13 protein-coding genes are annotated in these 19,819 nt (G+C 73.4%); 9 read left to right on the top strand and 4 right to left on the bottom strand.

Annotated elements, in window-relative coordinates:
• Positions 1-13 precede the first annotated feature (13 nt).
• Positions 14-1,312: an MFS transporter gene (locus ACFU97_RS11495; protein ID WP_384254073.1), complete on the bottom strand. Its 1,299-nt coding sequence runs from the start codon at positions 1,310-1,312 to the stop codon at positions 14-16.
• 251 nt (positions 1,313-1,563) lie between these two features.
• Here ACFU97_RS11495 and ACFU97_RS11490 point away from each other — a divergent pair, with 251 nt between their 5' ends.
• Entirely contained in the window at positions 1,564-5,520 is a 3,957-nt protein-coding gene (locus ACFU97_RS11490) for a glycosyl hydrolase (protein ID WP_384254071.1), read from the top strand.
• Here ACFU97_RS11490 and ACFU97_RS11485 read toward each other — a convergent pair.
• Positions 5,503-6,522 carry a LacI family DNA-binding transcriptional regulator gene (locus ACFU97_RS11485; RefSeq protein ID WP_384254069.1) on the bottom strand — a complete coding sequence of 340 codons (1,020 nt, stop codon included), beginning with the start codon at positions 6,520-6,522 and terminating at the stop codon, positions 5,503-5,505. The genes ACFU97_RS11490 and ACFU97_RS11485 overlap by 18 nt on opposite strands.
• A 110-nt stretch (positions 6,523-6,632) precedes the next feature.
• Positions 6,633-7,586 (bottom strand): alpha/beta fold hydrolase, encoded by a 954-nt coding sequence (locus tag ACFU97_RS11480; protein ID WP_384254066.1) that lies wholly within the window; start codon positions 7,584-7,586, stop codon positions 6,633-6,635.
• Between the two features lie 149 nt (positions 7,587-7,735).
• Here ACFU97_RS11480 and ACFU97_RS11475 point away from each other — a divergent pair, with 149 nt between their 5' ends.
• The 6 genes from ACFU97_RS11475 to ACFU97_RS11450 all read left to right on the top strand — a co-directional run bounded on the left by ACFU97_RS11475 (position 7,736) and on the right by ACFU97_RS11450 (position 15,161).
• Positions 7,736-9,727, top strand: a complete 1,992-nt coding sequence (locus ACFU97_RS11475; RefSeq protein WP_384254064.1) for a BTAD domain-containing putative transcriptional regulator — start codon at positions 7,736-7,738, stop codon at positions 9,725-9,727.
• Between the two features lie 160 nt (positions 9,728-9,887).
• The gene (locus ACFU97_RS11470; RefSeq protein WP_384254061.1) at positions 9,888-11,366 is read left to right on the top strand and encodes a glutamate--cysteine ligase; all 1,479 of its coding nucleotides are present in this window, start codon (positions 9,888-9,890) and stop codon (positions 11,364-11,366) included.
• 153 nt (positions 11,367-11,519) lie between these two features.
• Positions 11,520-12,026 (top strand): SigE family RNA polymerase sigma factor, encoded by a 507-nt coding sequence (locus ACFU97_RS11465; protein ID WP_384254059.1) that lies wholly within the window; start codon positions 11,520-11,522, stop codon positions 12,024-12,026.
• A 10-nt stretch (positions 12,027-12,036) separates the two neighbouring features.
• Positions 12,037-12,552: a hypothetical protein gene (locus ACFU97_RS11460; RefSeq protein WP_384254056.1), complete on the top strand. Its 516-nt coding sequence runs from the start codon at positions 12,037-12,039 to the stop codon at positions 12,550-12,552.
• Positions 12,553-12,678: 126 nt separating this feature from the next.
• Positions 12,679-13,896 (top strand): glycosyltransferase, encoded by a 1,218-nt coding sequence (locus tag ACFU97_RS11455; protein ID WP_384254154.1) that lies wholly within the window; start codon positions 12,679-12,681, stop codon positions 13,894-13,896.
• Positions 13,893-15,161, top strand: a complete 1,269-nt coding sequence (locus tag ACFU97_RS11450; RefSeq protein WP_384254054.1) for a hypothetical protein — start codon at positions 13,893-13,895, stop codon at positions 15,159-15,161. Before ACFU97_RS11455 ends, ACFU97_RS11450 begins: the two co-directional genes overlap by 4 nt.
• Positions 15,162-15,216: 55 nt before the next feature.
• Here ACFU97_RS11450 and ACFU97_RS11445 read toward each other — a convergent pair whose 3' ends face one another.
• Entirely contained in the window at positions 15,217-16,395 is a 1,179-nt protein-coding gene (locus ACFU97_RS11445; RefSeq protein ID WP_384254052.1) for an FAD-dependent monooxygenase, read from the bottom strand.
• 257 nt (positions 16,396-16,652) lie between these two features.
• Between ACFU97_RS11445 and ACFU97_RS11440 the strand changes: the two genes are divergently transcribed.
• Together ACFU97_RS11440 and ACFU97_RS11435 are read left to right on the top strand one after the other, a co-directional pair.
• A complete protein-coding gene (locus tag ACFU97_RS11440; protein WP_384254049.1) occupies positions 16,653-17,618 on the top strand; it encodes a LysR family transcriptional regulator in 966 nt (321 codons plus the stop codon).
• A gap of 193 nt (positions 17,619-17,811) precedes the next feature.
• Positions 17,812-19,788: a collagenase gene (locus ACFU97_RS11435; protein ID WP_384254047.1), complete on the top strand. Its 1,977-nt coding sequence runs from the start codon at positions 17,812-17,814 to the stop codon at positions 19,786-19,788.
• Positions 19,789-19,819: the final 31 nt, after the last annotated feature.

Raw genomic sequence — 19,819 nt, 5'->3', positions numbered from 1 at the left:
GGTCTGCTGCGCTTCAGGTCGGGGCCACCCGCAGGTCCGTCGGGGTGTGCGGGACGCCGGCGGTACGCCGGATGAGGACACGGACGATGTAGACGCCCGCGACCGCCGACGCCGCCATGCAGGCGGTGATCGACCAGAGCAGGGCGGACGCGCTGTACTCCATCAGGGCGGGCGTGACGAACGCGACGCCCGCGAACACCCCGCGAGACAGGGCGTAGGTGAGGCCCTGCGTGGTGCCGCGGGTGTCCGGGGGCAGCGTGAGCTGCGACCACACCTTGTAACTGGCCTCGCCCGCGAAGGGGTTGGAGATCTGGTAGAGCACGAAGAAGACGAGCATGCCGGCCAGGGCGCCGGCCGTCAGCGAGGCGATGCAGAAGGCGAGGATCTGCACGAGGGTGAAGACGTAGAACAGCCGGTCGCGCCAGGGGGTGTCGGCGATCCGGACGAAGACGAAGGTCAGCACCAGCGCGATCGGCAGGAAGGCCAGGTTGATCCCGGTGGCCAGACTCTGCGAGGCGCCGCTGACCGTGACCAGCAGATACGTGCCGAACTGGCCGAAGGTGTTGGCGCCGATCCCCCAGGTGACGTAGTACGCGAAGGTCGCGGCCATCGGCAGCAGCGCGGCACGGTTCAGCACGTTCTTCAGCTCGATGCCGCGCGGGGCGGCCAGCGCCGCCGCCTCCTCGGCCACCTCCGTGTCCGAGGGCTCGTCGGCCAGTTCGAGGCGGGAGCGGAGCTGCCAGGTGACCAGCGCGGCGACGGCCAGATGGCCGGTGATGATCCGCGCCCCGGTCATGCCCGAGTCCGAGAGCAGATAGCCGAGGAAGATGACGACGACGATGCCCGCCACCCACATGACCTGTGTGAACGACACCAGACGGGCCCGGCCTTCGGCGGGCGCGGCGTCCGAGACCACGGCCAGCGAGGTCGGCAGGTCGGCGCCGGCCGCGAGCCCCGCCACCAGGACGCCGATGAACAGCACGATGTCGTTCGGCGCCAGCGTGATGACGACGGCGCCCACCGCGTAGCAGAAGATGTCCCAGTTGTAGACGCGGCGGCGCCCGAACATGTCGGCCAGCCGGCCGCCGACGAGGGAGCCCACGGCGATGCAGCCGGTGACGATCGCGCTGATCGCGCCCGCCATCCACACGCCCATGTCGTAGCTGTCGCGGTAGATGGCCAGGTTGACGGCGATGCTGACGATGAGGGCGGCATCGAGGTAGGAGGCCATGCCCGACAGGGCCGCGACCTTCCACAGGCGCCAGGGGATGGGGTGTTCCGAGCGTGCTGGAGCAGTCGGGATTCGGACCATGATGCGACTCCGTCGTCTGGGGAGGGGCCGAGCGGAGGGGGACGTCGCGGCGCTGAGGCCGATGCGCAGTGAATATAGGGACAGAAAAACGTTCCAACAACCCCTCATGCACCCATTTGCAGGAAGACGCGACAGCCTCCTTCCCGCCCTCCCGATCCGGTGCCAACATTCCAGGTGGTCGAAGCATTGGACTGTGTAAAACGTTTTTGATCCGTGAGGGTGCCTCAGCCGTACTCGGAAGGACCGTGTTCGTGATCTCCTCCGCGCTGCAGCAGCTGTTCGACGACCCGCCCCGGGACTTCGGCCCCACCCCGCTGTGGTGGTGGTCGGGTGCGAGGGTCACCCGCGAGCGGCTCGCCTGGCAGATGCGCCGGTTCGCCGAGGGCGGCATCCACAACCTCGTCGTGATCAACCTGGCGCCCGCCGGCCCGAGTTTCGGCGCCCGGGCCGACGAACCGGCCTGGTTCGGCGAGGAGTGGTGGGCACGCTTCACCGACGCCTGCGAGATCGCCCTGGACCTGGGCACCCGCCTGTGGTTCTACGACCAGATCGGGTTCTCCGGCGCCAACGTCCAGGGCGGCGTCACCCGCCGGCACCCCGAGGCCACGGGGCTCGCCCTGCGCTCCCGCAGAGCGACGATCGCCAACGGCACGGCGGGGAACGCGAGTTCGGAGACGCTCGTGGGCGCGTACACCAGGGACGGCCGGCGCCTGCCCGTCACCGGTGCCCGCATCGAGACGGCCGACGGCAGCGAGGTCGACGTCGTCACCGCCGTCCCCACGGCCTTCGACTACCAGGACCCGGACGCCGTCCGCCTGTTGATGGACGCCGTCCACCACGAGTTCGACCGCCGCGTTCCCGCGTTCCTCGGCAACGTCATCGCGGGCAGCTTCCAGGACGAGCTGCCCGGCACCAACGCCTGGAGCCACCGCCTCCCCGGGGAGTTCCTCGCCCGCCGCGGCTACGACCTCCTGGACCACCTGCCCGCCCTCTTCGGCGGCACCTCCGCGGCGCCGGAGATCCGCGCCGACTACTACGCGGTCCGCGCCGAACTCACCGAAGAGGCCCTGTTCAGGCCGCTCGCCGCCTGGCACGAGGAGCGCGGCATGCTCCTGGGCTGCGACCAGAGCCATCCCGCGCGCTCGGGCTTCCCGGCCCAGTCCACCCAGATCTACTCGGACTACTTCCGCACCCACCGCTGGTACGGCGCCGCGGGCAGCGACCATCACGGCGACTCCAAGGTCCACTCCTCCATGGCCCACCTCTACGGGCACGAGCGGGTCTGGATCGAGGCGTTCCACTCCTCCGGCTGGGGCGGCACCCTGGAGGACACCTACGACTGGCTCCTGCCGTTCCTGCGCAGCGGCGCCAACCTCTACAACCCGCACGCCAGTTACTTCGGCACCGCGGGCGGCTGGTTCGAGTGGGCGCCGCCCTCCACCGACTGGCGGCAGCCCTACTGGCGGCAGTACCCGGCCTTCTCGCGCGCCGTCGCCCGGATCTGCTCCCTGATGTCCTGGGGTACCTACAGCGCCGGCGTGGCGGTCCTGCACCCCACCACCACCATGCAGGCCCTCATCCCGCTCGACGCCCCCGTCAAGCACTTCGGCGACGGCCGCCTCGGCGAGGCCCACGCCGACGTCGACGAGACGCAGCGGCACTACCTGGACCTGTGCGGCGTCAACAACTGGCTGCGCCCGCACGCCGGTTGCCTGGACCGGCGCGGCGTCTCCTTCGACATCGTCGACGACGCCTCGGTGCAGCGCGCCAGGGCGGGCGAAGGCGCCCTGCGGATCGGGGACCTGGCCTACACCGCCGTGCTGCTGCCCTCGGCGAGCGTCCTGGAGGAGGACACGGCACGCCGGCTGACCGAGCTGCTCGACGCGGGCGGCCGGGTGGTGGCGGTGGGCCGCCCGCCCGCGACCGCGGCCGGACGCGCCGGGGACGACTCCGTCGTGGCGGCGCTGAGCGCGCACCCGAGGCTGGAGCGCGCGGGCGACGCGGAGGCCGCGGCCCTCGCCGTGGCCGACGCCGCCGGCTACGCGACCGGCGACGTGCCGCTCCTCGTCAGGCGGCAGGGAGAGACGGCGATCGCCCTGGTCACCGGCGCCTTCCCGGACGCCCGCACCCACCCGCCCAAGGGCCGCCACACCATCGACGCCGCGCGCTACGCCCGCGTCAGGTCCGTCACCGTGCGCGCCCCGGTGGCCGAGGCCGAGGTCTGGAACCCGGCGACCGGCACCCGGCGCCCCGCGCGCGTCACCGTCGCCGACGGCGTATCGACCGTCGAGGTGCCGCTGGACGGCGCCCCCGCCGCCCTCCTCGTCTGGCGCGAAGGCACCCCGCCGCCCCCGCCGCCTGCCCAACTCGCCGCACCAGCCCGTGCGTTCGACCTGTCGGCCGGCTGGGAGGGGCGCCTGGTCCCCACGATGGACAACACCTGGGGCGACCTCGCGCTCCCCGCCGGAACCTCCGTCGACGAGCCGCAGATCTGGACCATGCGCTGGACCGAGTCCGCCGCCCCCGGCGCCGACTGGCAGCAGACACGGGCTACGTACGGCAACCGGGTGCGCGTCCTGCCGCCGCTGCCCGCCGCGAAGGCCCCCGACCCGCTGGACCGCGCGGCCGCCGCCCGCGTCCTGGCCGGGGAGCTGCCCCTGACCCCCTGGGACGAGAGCTGGACCGTGGCGCTGTTCTCGTCGAGCCGCGGCACCCCGGACCCCGAAGGACTCCTGGGCAACAAGGGGCTGGTGGCCGAGGAGTTCGTCCGGGTCCCGGTGCCGGGCCCCGGAACCGTCGCCCGGGTCCGTGCCGTCGTCGAGACCGGCCATCGCGGACCCGCCGATCTGCACGTCGGTGCCGAGGCGGCCAAGCGCGTGTGGTGGAACGGCGAGCGGTGCGCCACCGGCACCGGCTACCTGGCGACCGCCCGGGTCGAGGTGGAGCGGCCGTACAACATCCTCGAGTACGAGCTGTCCGACACCGAGGACCGCCCGTCCGCCATCTCGGCCAAGGACCATGCGCCGCTGGGCAGTTACTTCTGCCTGACCGGCCCGGACGGATTCGTGCCACGCCCCCGGTTCATGCGTCTGCCCGACGGCGTACGGCCGGACGGCGGCGTGAGCTACCAGGGGCGGCTGGACGTCGCGGACGGGGACGCACGAGCAGTGCTCGTCGTGGGTGCCGCGGCCGGGGTCACCGTGCTGCTGGACGGCGCCGTGGTGGCACGGCAGGAGAAGGTCGAGTACTACGAGTCCGACTGGGGCGCGGTGCCGATGTTCTTCCGGCACGAACTGACCCTCCCGGCGGGCGAGCACGTCCTCGACGTCGTGGCCGACGGCGCCCGCGCACGGGACGCGGTGTACGTCGACCTCGTGGCATCCACGGAGTCCGAGGTGACCGCGCTCGTCAGCGGCGCAGGCTGGCAGGCAGCGACGGGGGAGTGGCGCGGACGCACGGTCGAACACGAGGGCCGGTGGGGGGAGCTGCAGCACTGCCACGCCGCCGTACGGCCGCACCCGCTGCCCGGCACCGCATGGCTGGCCGGCGCTCCCGCGCTCGGCTCTCCCGTCCTGCCGCTGCGCTCCACCGACGACGTCCGCGAGAGCGCGCAGCACTTCCGTTTCACCGTCCCGCCCGGCACCGTCTCCCTCGACCTGCCGCTGGAGCTTCCCGCACGGGTGAGGATCGCGGAAGGCGCCGAACGACCGCTCGACGGACAGGTGCTGACACTTAATCAACCCCTGCCGGAGCCCACGGAGATCGCGGTCGTCACCGCGCCCACGGCCGTCCTGCGAGGCGGCTGCGCCTGGCGCGGACCCGTACGCGTCCGCACCGCCCCCGCGCCGCTGCCGCTGGGGGAGTGGCGGTCGCTGGGACTGGGCGGCTGGAGCGGCGGTGTGACCTACGCGCGGGACGTGGAGGTGCCCGACGGCCCGGATCCCGTGCTCGACCTGGGGCGCGTGCACGGCAGTGTCGCGGTCGCCGTCGACGGCGCACCGGCCGGCGAGGCCTTCTGCGCCCCGTACCGCTTCGAACTGCCGGGTACCGCCGGACGCACCGTGCGGATCGAGGTGACCGTCCACAACACCCTGGCGCCGTATCTCGCCGAAGCCACCCCGACCGCCTGGGCGTTCCCGCACCAGCAGGCCTCCGGGCTGCTGGGACCGGTGACACTCCAGGTACGGGACTCAGACGCCGGGCAGTGACCGGGTGGAGTCCCGCAGGACCAGGTCCGGCGCGAACACCCTTGTCTCATGGGTGTGTTCGGCGCGGGCCTCCACCTCGTCGAGCAGCATCTCCACGGCGGCCCTGCCGAGGTCCTCGACGGGCTGGCGGACCGTGGTGAGGGTCGTACCGACGAAGCTCGCGATGTCCAGGTCGCCGTAGCCCACCACCTGTACGTCCTCGGGGACCTTCACCTCGCGCTCGGCCAGGCCGCGGCACAGCCCGGCGGCGAGGAAGTCATTCGTGCAGAACACCCCGTCGGGCAGGTCCTCCAGACCGCGGGCGATCTCCAGGCCGTACGCCACCGTCATCTCCTCGGCGACCAGCTGGCCCAGCCGTGCCGAGCGCCGGCTGCGCACGGCCTGGCGGGCGCCCTGGTAGCGGTCGGCGCACTGGCGTATCGAACGTTCGCCGTTCACCACGAGGATGTCGCGCGCTCCGCAGTCCAGCAGGTGCTGCAGGGCGATCCGGCCGCCGCCGACGTCGTCGACGGAGACCGAGCAGCCCTCCTGTGCCGGCATCGCGCGGTCCGCCAGGACCAGCGGGATGCCGCGCTCGCGCAGCCGGGTCAGCCGGGTGGGGTCGGCGCTGAGCGGCACGACCACGGCGCCGACCGCCCGCTGCTCGACCAGCATGGTGAAGTAGCCCTGCTCGCGCTCCGGAGCGTCCCCGCTGTGGCACAGCACGAGCGAATAGCCGTGGTCGTACGCCGCGTCGGCGGCACCCCTGGCGATGCGCGCGTAGAAGGAGTTGGTGACGTCGGGCAGGACCAGGCCGATCGAGGACGAGTGGCCGGTGCGCAGTCCGGCGGCGCCCGGATGCGGCACGTAGTCGAGCGCCGCGACCGCGTCGCGGACCCGCTCGGCGGTGCGGGCGTTGACGCGCTCGGGACGGTTGAGCACGTTCGAGACCGTCGACACCGAGACGCCGGCGGCGGCTGCGACGTCCTGGATGCGGGCGGGGCGAGCCGGAATGGCGTCCACCCCCCTCGCTGTGGCAGCCGTGCGACCAGGCACGACGTGGTCCTCAAAGGCGACGTCAGTCTACCCCGGCTGCGCCTGTAACGTTTTTCGCCCTCGTGCCCGGACCGGGCTCAGCGCGCGAGCAGCTTCCTGAGCTCGCCGGCGACCCGCTCGGGCGCCTCCTCGGCCATGAAGTGGCCGAAGTCGACGGTGCGGTGGGCCAGTTGCGGTGCCCACGCCGACCACAGCGCGCGGGCGTCGAAGCCGAGGGCGGCGCCCCAGTCCTGCTGGAGCACGGTCACCGGCATCGTCAGCACGTTGCCCGCCGCGCGGTCGGCCCGGTCGTGCTCCAGGTCGATCCCGGCGGAGGCCCGGTAGTCGGCGACGACCGACGGCACCGCCGCGCGGCAGGCGTCCAGATAAGCGGCGCGCACGGCGGGCGGGATCGCCGCGCGGTCACCGCCCCACAGGTCCAGGAAGTGGCCGAAGAAGAGATCGGGCTCGGCGGCGATCATCCGCTCGGGCAGGCCCGGCGGCTGGGCCATCAGGTAGAGGTGGAAGCCCACCGCCGCGTCCACGCCGTGCATCACCTCCCACATGTCCTGCGTGGGGAGCACGTCCAGGCAGGCCAGGTGTGTGACGGCGGCGGGGTGGTCGAGCCCGGCGCGGAAGGCGACCAGGGCGCCGCGGTCGTGCCCGGCCAGCGCGAACCGCTCGTGGCCGAGCGCGCGGGCGAGCTCCACGACGTCGGCGGCCATGGTGCGCTTGCTGTAGGCGGTCCCGTCGGGGTCGGCCGGCTTGTCGCTGGCGCCGTAGCCGCGCAGGTCGGGGCAGATCACGGTGTGGTCGGCCGCGAGGTCGGCGGCGACGTGCCGCCACATCAGGTGGGTCTGCGGGAAGCCGTGCAGCAGCACGATGGGGCTGCCCGAGCCGCCTACGGCGGCGTGCAGCGCGACCCCGTCGGCGACCTGGACGCGGCGGTGCTCGAATCCGGGGACGACGGGGGTCGCGCTCGCGCAGGGTGCGGCAGGTTCGGCGGAGGCCGGGCCGTGCCCGGCCGGTGTCACGGAGTGCTGCTGGAACATCACGGTGCGCTGCTTTCGTCGGTGCGGAGGGCGCCCGCCGGCGGGCGGACACGACGAGCGTCCCGCGCGCGAATCAGCATCCGATCAGCACGTACTGTGCATCCGACCAGAACGTACTGTGGCGGACGAGGCAGGCGCGGGAGGTGAGGATGGAGCCGATCACCTTCGGTGTGCTCGGGCCGGTGACGGCCTGGGACGGCACCGGTGACGCGCTGCCGCTGAAGGGCCCGCGGCACCGGGCGGTGCTGGCCCGGCTGATCACGGCGCGCCGGCGCGTGGTGCCGGTCGCCCGCCTCGTCGCGGACCTGTGGGACGAGCCCGGAGCGGGCTCCGCCGGGGCGGTGCAGACCTTCGTCGCCGATCTGCGCCGCGCCCTGGAACCGGACCGCCCGGCCCGCGCACCGGCCCGCCTGCTGGTGACGGAGGGCCCCGGATACGCGCTGCGCACCGCGCCGGACGGCGTGGACGCCTGGCGGTTCGAGGCGGCCGTCACCGACGCGGCCGTGCTCCCGCCGGAGCGAGCCCTCCAACTTCTCGACGGGGCGCTGGAGTTGTGGCGGGGCCCCGCCTACGCCGAGTTCGCGCACGAGCACTGGGCCCGCGCCGAGCGTTCCCGCCTGGCCGAGCTGCGGCTGGGCGCGGTGGAGCAACGGGCCCGGGCCCGGCTGGAGTTGGGCCCTGCGGACGAGGCCGTGGCCGGCCTGCACGCCCATGTGGCCGAACACCCCTGGCGTGAGGAGGGCTGGCGGCTGCTGGCCCTCGCGCTGTACCGCACCGGCCGCCAGGCGGACGCCCTCGCCGTGCTGCGCCGGGCCCGCACCATGCTGGCCGAGGAGCTGGGCGTGGACCCCGGGCCCGGGTTGCGGCGCCTGGAGGCGGACATCCTCACGCAGGACCCGCGCCTGGCCGAACCGGCGGGACCGCCGGACGCGGCGGCGCGCCTGTGGACCCAGGTGGCGGCGGACTACGACCGTACGGTCGCGGCCGGCGCCCGGGCCCGGCTGGAGTCCACCGTCCAGCTGGTCCGCAACCTCGCGGTGACCGGAGGCGGCGGCCTGCGGGCGGCCCAGGAGCACCGCCTCGCGGCCGTCACCGCCGCGGAGGAGTTCGGGGACCCGGCCCTGACCGCCCGGGTGATCGGTGCCTACGACGTCCCCGCCATCTGGACCCGCAGTGACGATCCCGGCCAGGCGCGGCAGATCGTCGCGGCCACCGAGCGCACCCTGGCCGCGCTGCCCCAGGACGCCGCGCACGCGGCGGCACGCGGCCGGCTGCTGGCCACCGTCGCGCTGGAGATGCGCGGCACCCGTTCCCCGCGCGGTCCGCAGGCCGCGCGCGAGGCGGAGGACATCGCCCGCCGCCTGGACGACCCCACGCTGCTGGCGTTCGCCCTCAACGGCGCGTTCATGCAGTCCTGCACCCGCACCGGGCTCGCGGCCCGGCGCGACACCATCGGCGCGCGACTGGTCGAACTGGCCGCACGGCACGGCCTGGAGAACTTCGAGGTGCTCGGCCGCCTCATCCGCATGCAGGCCCGCAGCGCGATCGGCGACTTCCCGGCGGCGGACGGGCACGCCGCCGCCGCGGACCGGCTCGCCGAGCGCCATGAGCGCCCGCTGGTCGCCGTCTTCACCCGGTGGTACGGCGCGCTGCGTATCGCCGCCGCCGGGCGGACCGCCGAGGCCGAGGCCGTCTACGAGGCCGCCGCGGAGGGGCTGCGCGGCTGCGGCATGCCGGGTCTCGAGCGCGGTCTCGCCCCCCTCGCCCGGCTCTGCCTGCGCCTGGCGGACGGGCGTACACCGGCGCGGCAGGCCGTCGAACACGTCGACCCGGACGACGACTGGGGCCCGTACCGCCCGTGGATCGAGCCCTACGTCCGGCTGCGCGCCGGCGCCCGCGAGGACGCCGCGGACCTGCTGCGGGCCGCACCAAAGCCGCCCGCCGACCTCCTCCAGGAGGCCGTGTACTGCCTCCAGGCGGCGGTCGCCCTGGAACTCGGCGACCGCACGACGCTGACCCGGCTGCACACCCGCCTGGCCCCTGCCGCGGGTGAACTCGCGGGAGCTGGCAGCGGATTGATCACCCTCGGCCCGGTGGACGGCTGGCTCGCCGCGATGAGCGGAGCATCCCCCTCGACGTAGCCGAAACGGTCGCCCTCCGTAACCGTACTGGTCGCTCTCCGCCATCGGTGTGCCGTCCGGCCGGCGGCATGGGGTCACCGCCGTTCGACAACTGTCCGGGAACCGTACGAAGTGCGACTCTGGGACGAGAGGTATCCGCCGAGGGGACTCGGGAGGGCCCATGGGACGTGACGTACCCGCCCTGGTGTTCACGCGCGAGGACCGCCGTCGGTACCGGGACAAGATGCACACGTGCCTCGACGTGCTGGCGCAGATGCTGCGCGAGTCCGGCTTCGAGAGCGAGCGCCCGCAGGTGGGGCTGGAGATAGAGCTCAACCTGGTCGACGGCGACGGACGGCCGGCCATGCGGAACACCGAGGTGCTCCAGGCGATCGCCGACCCCGCGTGGTCGAGCGAGCTGGGCCGCTTCAACCTGGAGATCAACATCCCGCCGCGGCAGCTGACCGCGGGCGGCCCCGGCGCCTGGGAGCAGGCGATCCGCGACGCCCTCAACCACGCCGAGGAGCGCGCGGCGGCCCTGGGCGCCCACATGATCATGATCGGCATCCTGCCGACCCTCGGCGAGGACGACGTGGGGGAGACCGCCCTGTCCGGCGATCCGCGCTACCGGCTGCTCAACGAGCAGATCTTCGCGGCCCGCGGCGAGGACCTGCGGATCCGGGTGGACGGCGTGGAGCACCTGTCGATGTACGCCGACGCCATCACCCCGGAGGCCGCCTGCACCAGCACCCAGTTCCATCTCCAGGTCGCACCCAAGGAGTTCGCGGACTACTGGAACGCCGCCCAGGCCGTCGCGGGCGTGCAGATCGCCCTGGCCGCCAACTCCCCCTTCCTGTTCGGCAGGGAGCTGTGGCGGGAGACCCGCGTCCCCCTCTTCGAGCAGGCCACGGACACCCGCCCCCAGGAGATCAAGGCCCAGGGCGTACGGCCCCGGGTGTGGTTCGGGGAGCGGTGGATCACCAGCGTCTTCGACCTGTTCGAGGAGAACGTGCGCTACTTCCCGGCGCTGCTGCCGCTGTGCGACGAGGAGGACCCGCAGCGGACCCTCGACGGAGGCGGCGTCCCGGAACTCGGCGAACTGACCCTGCACAACGGCACGATCTACCGCTGGAACCGGCCCGTCTACGCCGTCACCGACAGCGGACCGCACCTGCGCATCGAGAACCGCGTGCTGCCCGCCGGACCCACCGTGGCCGACATCATCGCCAACGGCGCCTTCTACTACGGCCTCACGCGCGCCCTGGTCGACGACGACCGGCCGGTGTGGACGCGGATGTCCTTCGCGGTCGCCGAGGAGAACCTGCACGCCGCGGCCCGCGACGGCATCGACGCCCGGCTGTACTGGCCCGGCAGCGGCGAGGTGCCGGTCACCGAGCTGGTGCTGCGGCGGCTGTTGCCCGAGGCCCACCGGGGCCTGGAACTGGCCGGCATGGACGCGGCCTGGCGCGAACCCCTGCTGGGCATCATCGAGCAGCGCTGCGTCACCGCCCGCAACGGCGCCCTGTGGCAGGCCGAGACCGTCCACCACCTGGAGAAGTCCGCCACCCCCGACCGCTGGGAGGCGTTGCGGCGGATGACCACGACGTACATGGACTACATGCATCTCAACGCGCCCGCGCACACCTGGCCCGTGGACTGACCGGCCGGCGTCCGACGGGACCGACCGGCGTCCGAGGGGACCGACCGGCCCGCGTCCGATGTAACCCGGATCACACGGGCGAAGTGCATCGTGACGGGGTGCCCAACGTCTTTCCCTGGGTGTAGGGGGCTGGTCGGAACAGGGACGGTGCGTGTGGAACAGAGTCGAGCCGAGGGGTTCGACGGGTTCGTGGCGGCTCGCTGGTCTGCGCTGTTCCACCTCGCCCGTCTGCTCGTGGGAGGCGATCGGCACCGGGCCGAGGATCTGCTCCAGGAAGCCCTGGTCAAGCTCTGGTTCGTCTGGCCCAAGATCGCCGACGAGGCCCCCGAGGCCTACGTGCGCAAGGTGCTGGCGCGGGCCGCCGCGCGCTCGGCACGGCGGCGCTGGTGGGGCGAGCGCCCGGTCGAGCAGCTGCCCGACCTGCCCGCCGCCGGCGACATGTCCGCCTCCGTGGCGGAGCGCTCGCGGCTGGAGTCCGCCCTGGCCCAACTGCCGCCGCGGCAGCGGGCCGCCGTGGTGCTGCGGTACTACCAGGACCTGCCCGAGAAGCAGGTCGCCGAGGTGCTCGGGTGCCCCGTGGGCACGGCCCGCTCGCACGCCTCGCGTGGCGTGGCGCGGCTGCGCCGCATCCTGTCCGACGTCATCGAGCCGGTGGGGTGAAGGGGAGCCGATGGATCACTTCGAGCGGGAGCTGACGCGGATGATGCGCGACTCCCAGGAGTACACCCCTTTCGAGGCGGAGGACCGCGTGCGGCTGCGGGCCGGTGTGCAGGCCCGCCGCCGGGTCCGCACCGCGCAGAAGGCGGCCGGTTCGTTCCTGGCCGTCGCCGGACTCGGCATCGGGTTCTTCATGCTGCCCCACGACCCGGGCGACGACAGGCCGCAGGCGCCGCACCCGATTCCCGCGACGAGCCCCGTGTCGCCCAGCCCTTCGCCGACGGACACCTCGGCGCCCCCGAGCGCGACCGCCACCGAGACCCCCACCGGTAGCACCGGGCTGCCGTCCGCCCCCGCCACGACACCGACCTCGACCGGCACCTCGGACGCGTCGACCTCCGCCCCGCCACCCACCCACACCGAGACGGCACCGCCCGGTGACACCGGGACGCCCACCGCACCGGCGACACCCTCGGGCACGCCGACGACGGTCCGGGCGTCCGCGACGGGCTCGGCCGACCCCGGGTAGCCCGGCCCGCCTCCGCGACTCGCCCTTCCTGAACACCCCTTCGTAAGCCGCATCGCGCCCCCGCCGTGCGTGCCTTCGGCATGCCCCGCGCCAGAACCCGAAACGGGATGGAACGTGACCTATCTGATGGATCAACTGCCGCTCCGTACGCCGCTGTCGGCGCACCAGCGCGAGCCCGTCCTGGACGTGGTCGTGCCGGTGTTCAACGAGCAGGCGGACCTGGAGCGGTGCGTACGGCGGCTGCACGCGCATCTGCGCGAGACGTTCCCGTACCCCTTCCGGATCACCGTCGCGGACAACGCAAGCACCGACGCGACCCCGCGGATCGCGGCACGACTGGCCGCCGAGCTGTCCGAGACGGTGTGGCTGAGGCTGGCCGAGAAGGGGCGCGGCCGTGCGCTGCACGCCGCCTGGTCGGGTTCGCGGGCGCCGGTGCTGGCCTACCTGGACGTCGACCTGTCGACCGATCTGGCCGCGCTGCTGCCGCTGGTCGCCCCGCTGATCTCCGGGCACTCCGACATCGCCATCGGCACCCGGCTGGCCCGCGGCTCCCGGGTGGTGCGCGGACCCCGGCGGGAGGTCATCTCCCGTTGCTACAACGCCCTGTTGCGCTCCACGCTCGCCGTGGGCTTCACCGACGCGCAGTGCGGCTTCAAGGCGGTGCGGCGCGACGTCGCCGAACGGCTGCTGCCCCTGGTGCAGGACTCCGGGTGGTTCTTCGACACGGAGCTGCTGGTGATCGCCGAGCGGGCCGGGCTGCGCATCCACGAGGTGCCGGTCGACTGGGTCGACGACCCCGACAGCCGCGTCGACATCGTGTCCACCGCCCTGGCCGACCTGCGCGGCATCGCCAGGATCGGCCGCGCGCTGGCCCGCGGCGCACTGCCGACGGCCGGGCTGCGCCGCGACGACGACGGGCCGCCGAGCGGGCTGGCCGGCCAGCTGCTGCGCTTCGGCGCGGTGGGAGCCGTCAGCACCGTCGGATACGTCCTGCTGTACGCGGCGCTGCGCCCGGCAACCGGCGGACAGGCCGCCAACGCGGGCGCGCTGCTGCTGTGCGCCCTCGCCAACACCGCCGCGAACCGGCGCCTCACCTTCGGGCTGCGCGGTCGCGGCGGGGCGCTGCGCCACCACGCCAAGGGCCTGCTGGTCTTCGGCGTCGGGCTGGCCCTGACCAGCGGATCGCTCGCCGTGCTGCACCGCCTGACGCCCGGCGCGGCACGCTCCACCGAGATCGCGGTGCTCGTCGCCGCCAACCTGGCCGCGACCTTGCTGCGCTTTCTGCTGCTTCGCGCCTGGGTGTTCCCCGCCCGCCGCCGCAAGGCGGGATTCGAGGCCGCATGAACGACACCCTGAACCCGGTCGCCCGCCCCGACGCCCGCGCGATCCTGCGCACCGGCAGGGACCGCCTCCCCGGCCTCCTCGCGGAGGCCCGGCACGCGTTCCGCCACTATGGCCCCGTCCTGGCCCTGTACGGCGTCCTGAAGCTCATCGGCTTCACCGTCTTCCTGCAACTGCTCGACTCCACCGGGGAGTTCCGCAGAAAGGACCCGCGTTTCGGCGGCGGCGCCCACGCCTGGGACGTCCTGGCGAGCTGGGACGGCTGGTGGTACCAGCAGATCGCCGCCCACGGCTACGACCCCGCGCTCGTCCGGATCCCCGGGGCCTCGGGCCTGATCACCCTGGAGGGCAACTCGGCGGCGTTCTTCCCGCTCTACCCGGCGGCGATGCGGCTGGTCTCCGACTGCACGGGCCTCGGCCTCTACGGCGCCGGACTGCTGGTCTCGATCCTCGCCTCGTTCGCCGCGGCCCTCGGCATCCACGCCGTCACCGCCCGGTTCGGCGGCCGGCGGGCGGGGCTCGCCGCGGCCGGGCTGTGGGCGGTCTGGCCCGGTTCCGGCACCGAGTGGTCCGGCTACTCGGAGTCCCTCTACGTCGCCCTCGCCGTCTGGGCCTGCCACGCCGTCCTGACCGACCGGTGGCTGACCGCGGGCGTGCTCACCTTCGCCGCGGGACTCAGCCGCCCGACCGCGCTCGCGCTCGTCGCCGCCCTCACCGTCGCCGGGCTGCGGACGCTGCACCGCCGGCAGGAGGACGTCGCCCGCCCGATGACCGCGATCCTGATCGCGCCGCTCGGCCTGGCGGGCTACCTCCTGTGGGTCGGCGACCGCATGGGCGACCTCACCGGCTACTTCGAACTCCAGAAGGGCGCCTGGGCCCACACCTTCGACTACGGCAAGCAGACGCTCGACGTCTTCACGTCGCTCGCCGTGGGCCGCACCGACTACCTCTTCCCGTGCCTCGTCGAGGACCTCATAGGGGTGCTGACCATCTTCCTGGGCCTGCTGCTGATCCCGCTCCTGATCCGGCTGCGCCCGCCCTCCGTGCTGACCGTCTACACGGTCCTCACCTTTGCCCTGGTCCTCGGCAGCCAGCAGATCTTCGGCAACGTCTCCCGCTACCTGCTCCCCGCCTTCCCCCTGTTCATCCCACTCGCCGTCCGCCTGCGCACGGTCGGCCTCCCCCTGCTGTGCTGCCTGCTCGCCGTCACGGCGGTGGCGTCGGGCTCGTACGCGGGATACGTACTCTTCGAACTGGGGGTCCCCTAGCCGACTCTTCGAACTGGGCGTCTTCTGTCCGAAGTGTCGCGTCCGGTGCGGGAGTTCACGGTCCCGTGGGTTCGTCGAGGACGTCCTCGCCCCAGGCCGCCGCCACGGGCATGAACCGGTGCTCGGCCGCGTGCGCTGCCATGCGGGCGTTGCGCTCCTGGGCGTCGGGGCCGTCCGGGAGGTGGAACTCCTCGCCGGCGCGGGCGGACCTGGCCTGCATGCTCGTGGCGTGCGGCAGGCGCCGCCGTTCGTAGCGGTCGAGGGCGGCGGGCACGTCGTCCGGTGCCGCGTCCGCGAGGCAGTCGCCGAGGACCGCGGCGTCCAGGATCGCCTGCGCCGCGCCCTGGGCCTGGAAGGGCACCATCGCGTGCGCGCTGTCGCCCAGCAGGGTCACCCGCCCGACGCGCCACCGTGCGAGCGGGGCACGGGTGTAGATGCCGTAGCGGAAGACCTGGCCCGCGCGTTCCAGGACGCGCAGGACGCGCGCGTCCCAGCCGCCGAACTCGCGCAGCTGCTCGCCGGGTTCGGCCTGCGCGGTCCAGGACTCCTGCGCGGCGTCCGTGCCGAACACGGCGACCACGTTGAGGAGTTCACCGCCGCGCAGCCAGTAGTGGACGACGTGGCGGCCGGGGCCGAGCCAGACACCGGTGTCCGGCAGACCCAGATCGGCCACCTCCCCGGCCGGGAGCAGCGCCCGGTACGCCGCGGTCCCGGAGAAGACCGCCTCGTCCGCGCCGAAGAGCCACTGCCGGGCCGTGGACCGGATGCCGTCCGCCGCGACCACCAGGTCCGCCACCAGGCGCTCGCCGCCGGCCGTCCGCACCCACGCGGACCTCTCGTCCTGGTCGATCCCCACGACGAGGGTGTTCAGCCGCACCCGCGCCGGCGGCACCGCGGCGGCCAGGGCGTCGCGCAGATCGGCCCGGTGGATCTGCAGATACGGTGCCCCGAACTCCTCCTCGACCTCGCGGCCCAGCGCGTACCCGCAGATCTCGGCCCCGTCGGACCAGGTGCGGAAGCTCGCCGCGGCGGGATGGGCGGACTGTGCGGCGACCGCGTCGAGCAGGCCCAGCCGGCGCAGTTCGCGGGTGGCGTTGGGCGCGAGCTGGATCCCGGCGCCCAGTTCCGTGAAACGCGGTGTCTGCTCGACCAGGGTGACCTCGTGACCCGCGCGCCGCAGGCTCAGTGCCGAGGCGAGTCCTCCGATGCCCGCCCCCACGACGATCGCTCGCATGACACGACCTCACTTCGACGCACTCGCGGGCCTCGCACGGTGGAGCCAGGCTACCGAGCGCAACTCCACCGCCGCACAAGGTCTTTCCGGCCAACTTTGACCCCGGCTTTACCCCGCGTGCCGCCCGGACCCGGCGGTGGCCGACCGGCGTCTTGTGCGCACCAGCGCCCACTGGAACGCTTCCCTTCCGCCGGCCGTGACCAGGGCCGCGGAACGACACGGGCTCGACGCGAGCGCTACGGCGGGGGAGCGGGCGGATGGAGCTGGAGCTCCGGCATCTGCGGGTGCTGTGCGCGATCGCCGACGCGGGAAGCGTGGGCCGGGCGGCCGCGGACCTGGGGTACTCACAACCGGCCGTCAGCAGCCAACTCCGCCGGATCGAGCGCTACTTCGGCGAGCCCCTCTTCGAGCGCGGCACGACCGGAGTGCGGCCGACCCCTTACTGCGTCGAGGTCGTGACCCAGGCGCGCGACGTGCTGTCCCGCGCCGCCGCGATCGGCCACCGGCCGGCCGCCGACGGCTCGCGAGCTCGCAGAACCGTGCGCGTGGCGGCCACCAACTCCCCGGTGCTGTCCGGCATGGTCTCGCGCGTCAGGGCCCGGCTGCCGGACGTCGCACTGGCCGTGAGCAGCGTCTACGCCTCCTCATGCATCGTCGAACTCCTGGAGGAGGGCGCGGTGGACGCGGCCGTCGCCGCCGACTACCCGGGCAGGGAACTCACGCACTCCGGAGCGGTGACGCACCGCGGCATCGTCACCGAACCCACCTTCGTGGCGCTGCCCGCCCGCCATCCGCTGGCACACCGCCCGCAGATCCCGCTGGCCGAACTGGCCGACGAGGCCTGGTTCCTGACCCCGGACGACGGAGCGGGCTGGCCGGGCGTCTTCCACACGGCCTGCGCGGCGGCCGGCTTCGCACCCGTCGCCGTCCACGAATTCCTCGGTGACCAGCTGCAGTTGCAGGGGATGATCGCCGACGGGCTGGGGGTGTCCGTCGTCCAGGCGACGCTGCGGCCGATCCCGGAGGTGGTGATCAGGCCACTGGCCGGCACGCCGCTGTGGTGCCGTTACGTGCTGGCCTGGCGGCGCGACGCGGTGACCGGGGAGGTGGCGGACACGCTGTTGCAGTGCGCGTCCGCCGCGTACCGCGAACTCGCGGGAAAATCCCCGCACTTGAAGGACTGGGTCACGCGGACGTGGCGTGCGGGCGGCGGCGGCGCGTAGGCCGATTCCGGCTCGTGCTGGGTGTGCTGGACGGCGGGGGCGTGGTGGGGCGCGCTGGCCGCGAGGGGTGTTATGGCCTGTCACCGCACAGTGCTATGTCACATTCCATTGTTGGCGCGGTCCGCCGCTGAGAAGGTGCCCCACGCGCCTCACCCCCCGCATCGAGGCGCATCCCTCCGTGAAGGAGCCAGTGATGCGCTACCGCTTCACGCTGCCCGGACGCATGTCCGCCACCCTCGCCGTCTGCGCCACCCTCACCGGCCTGCTGTCGACGCCGGTGCTCGCGGCGCCCCCGCCACGGCAGGGCGCCACCTCAACGACCCTGCCCCGGCCGGCGACACCCCCGCCGACCGGCCCGACCACCGGCGCCGGCGGTGCATCCGACGCCGCCGACCATCCGGCCGTACAGGACCGCCTCCTCACCGCGGCCCAGCTGCCGCCTCTGCGCCCCGCGACGCCAACTGCCGTGAGTAGTGCGGAGCATGGACGAAAGCACGCGTCGAGAGCGGCCTCCTGCACCCCGGCCGACTTCGCGGGCCGGACCGGCTCCGCGCTCGTCGCCTTCGTCGAAGCCTCGACCACCGCCTGCGTCAACGGCCTGTTCGCCGTGACCGGCACCGATGCCGGCGGCGTCTTCCGCGAGGCGCAGATGGTCACCGTGGCGACCGCCTTCACGCAGGAGGCGCAGCGCTACCAGGGCGACAACTCCCGCGGGGTGTGGCAGCTCGTGCTGTTCCTGCGGGCCGGCTACTACGTCCAGTTCAACCACCCGGACGACGTCGGCCCGTACGGTGCGGCCCTTGCCCGTGCCACCACGTCCGGCCTGGACGCCTTCTTCGCCAACGCGCACTCCGGCGACGTCACCGCGGCCAACGGGGACGTCCTGGGCGAGGTCGTCGTCCTCACCGACAGTGCCGACCAGCAGGCCCGCTATCTGAGCGTCTACCAGCGGCTGCTCGACGCCTACGACAGCTCCTACGACGCCGTCGGCAGCATGATCGCCGCCGTGAACGACGTCTACACCCCGCTCTGGCGCGGCAATTGGAACCCCGCCTACGTCGACGCGGTCACCGCCGACCCGGGTGTCGTACGGACCCTGCGCGCCTTCGCGCTCGCGCACCTGGACCTGCTCGGCACCGACCAGGGCCATCTGGACGCCAACGCCGGGATGAACGTGGCCCGTTACGTCGAACACCCCGGCCTGCGCGACCTGGTCCGGCCCCTCGCCAAGGAACTGCTGGACGCCTCGGAGATCACCGGGCCCACCGCCGGGTTGTGGGTGGCGGTGGCCACCCAGGCCGACGCCTACGACCGTGACGACTGCTCGTACTACGGCATCTGCGACCTGCCCGCCCGGCTCACCGACGCCGCCCTGCCGGTCACCCACGCCTGCGACGCGAGCCGCACCGTCAGGGCCCAGGCACTCACGCCCGCCGACCTCGACGCCGTATGCGCCAGCCTGCGCGCCCAGGACCCGTACTTCGGCAGGGTGGTCAAGGCCGACCGCCCCATACCGGGCCAGTACCTGTCGACCGTCGAACTCGTCGTCTTCGGCAGCCGCGCGGACTACCGGACCTACGCCGGGGCGATCTACGGCGTCAGCACGGACAACGGCGGCATCACCCTGACGGGAGACCCCTCCGACCCCGCCAACCGGCCGCTGTCGATCATGTACCAGAAGGAGACCGACGACGGCTTCCCGGCCCGGGTCTGGAACCTCGACCACGAGTACACGCACGTCCTCGACGCCCGCTACGACATGAAGGGCGACTTCGCGCAGCAGACCTCGGTGCCCGACGTGTGGTGGATCGAGGGGCTGGCCGAATACGTCTCCTACGGCTACCGCGGCCTCACCGACGAGCAGGCGGTCACGGAGGCGGGCCGGCACACCTACCGGCTGAGCACGCTGTTCGCGAACACGTACGCCAACAGCGACGTGACCCGCACCTACCCCTGGGGCTATCTGGCCGTCCGGTACATGGCCGAGCGGCACCCCGCCGACGTCCGGCGGATGCTCGCCCGCTTCCGTGTCGGCGACTACGCGGGCGGACACGCCGTCTACGCCACCGGCATCGGCACCCGCTACGACGCCGACTTCGACCGGTGGCTCACGGCCTGCGCCGCGGGCGCCTGCGCCGCCCCCGGCCGCACCGGGCTCCGTACGTCCTGACCTGCGCACCGCACTCCCGCGTTGCCCCCTC

This window comes from Streptomyces sp. NPDC057616, from assembly GCF_042800575.1.
GTDB lineage: Bacteria > Actinomycetota > Actinomycetes > Streptomycetales > Streptomycetaceae > Streptomyces.
The sequence above is the reverse complement of the archived record's forward strand: the minus strand, read 5'-3'. Positions and strand labels throughout refer to the sequence as shown.

What these genes read in the sequence shown, in the direction of transcription:
- ACFU97_RS11445 (WP_384254052.1), bottom strand. Translation starts at nt 16,395, where the DNA reads ATGCGAGCGATCGTCGTGGGGGCGGGCATCGGAGGACTCGCCTCGGCA.
- ACFU97_RS11475 (WP_384254064.1), top strand. Translation starts at nt 7,736, where the DNA reads ATGGAGCCGATCACCTTCGGTGTGCTCGGGCCGGTGACGGCCTGGGAC.
- ACFU97_RS11455 (WP_384254154.1), top strand. Translation starts at nt 12,679, where the DNA reads ATGGATCAACTGCCGCTCCGTACGCCGCTGTCGGCGCACCAGCGCGAG.
- ACFU97_RS11435 (WP_384254047.1), top strand. Translation starts at nt 17,812, where the DNA reads ATGCGCTACCGCTTCACGCTGCCCGGACGCATGTCCGCCACCCTCGCC.
- ACFU97_RS11470 (WP_384254061.1), top strand. Translation starts at nt 9,888, where the DNA reads ATGGGACGTGACGTACCCGCCCTGGTGTTCACGCGCGAGGACCGCCGT.
- ACFU97_RS11495 (WP_384254073.1), bottom strand. Translation starts at nt 1,312, where the DNA reads ATGGTCCGAATCCCGACTGCTCCAGCACGCTCGGAACACCCCATCCCC.
- ACFU97_RS11460 (WP_384254056.1), top strand. Translation starts at nt 12,037, where the DNA reads ATGGATCACTTCGAGCGGGAGCTGACGCGGATGATGCGCGACTCCCAG.
- ACFU97_RS11440 (WP_384254049.1), top strand. Translation starts at nt 16,653, where the DNA reads ATGGAGCTGGAGCTCCGGCATCTGCGGGTGCTGTGCGCGATCGCCGAC.
- ACFU97_RS11480 (WP_384254066.1), bottom strand. Translation starts at nt 7,586, where the DNA reads ATGTTCCAGCAGCACTCCGTGACACCGGCCGGGCACGGCCCGGCCTCC.
- ACFU97_RS11450 (WP_384254054.1), top strand. Translation starts at nt 13,893, where the DNA reads ATGAACGACACCCTGAACCCGGTCGCCCGCCCCGACGCCCGCGCGATC.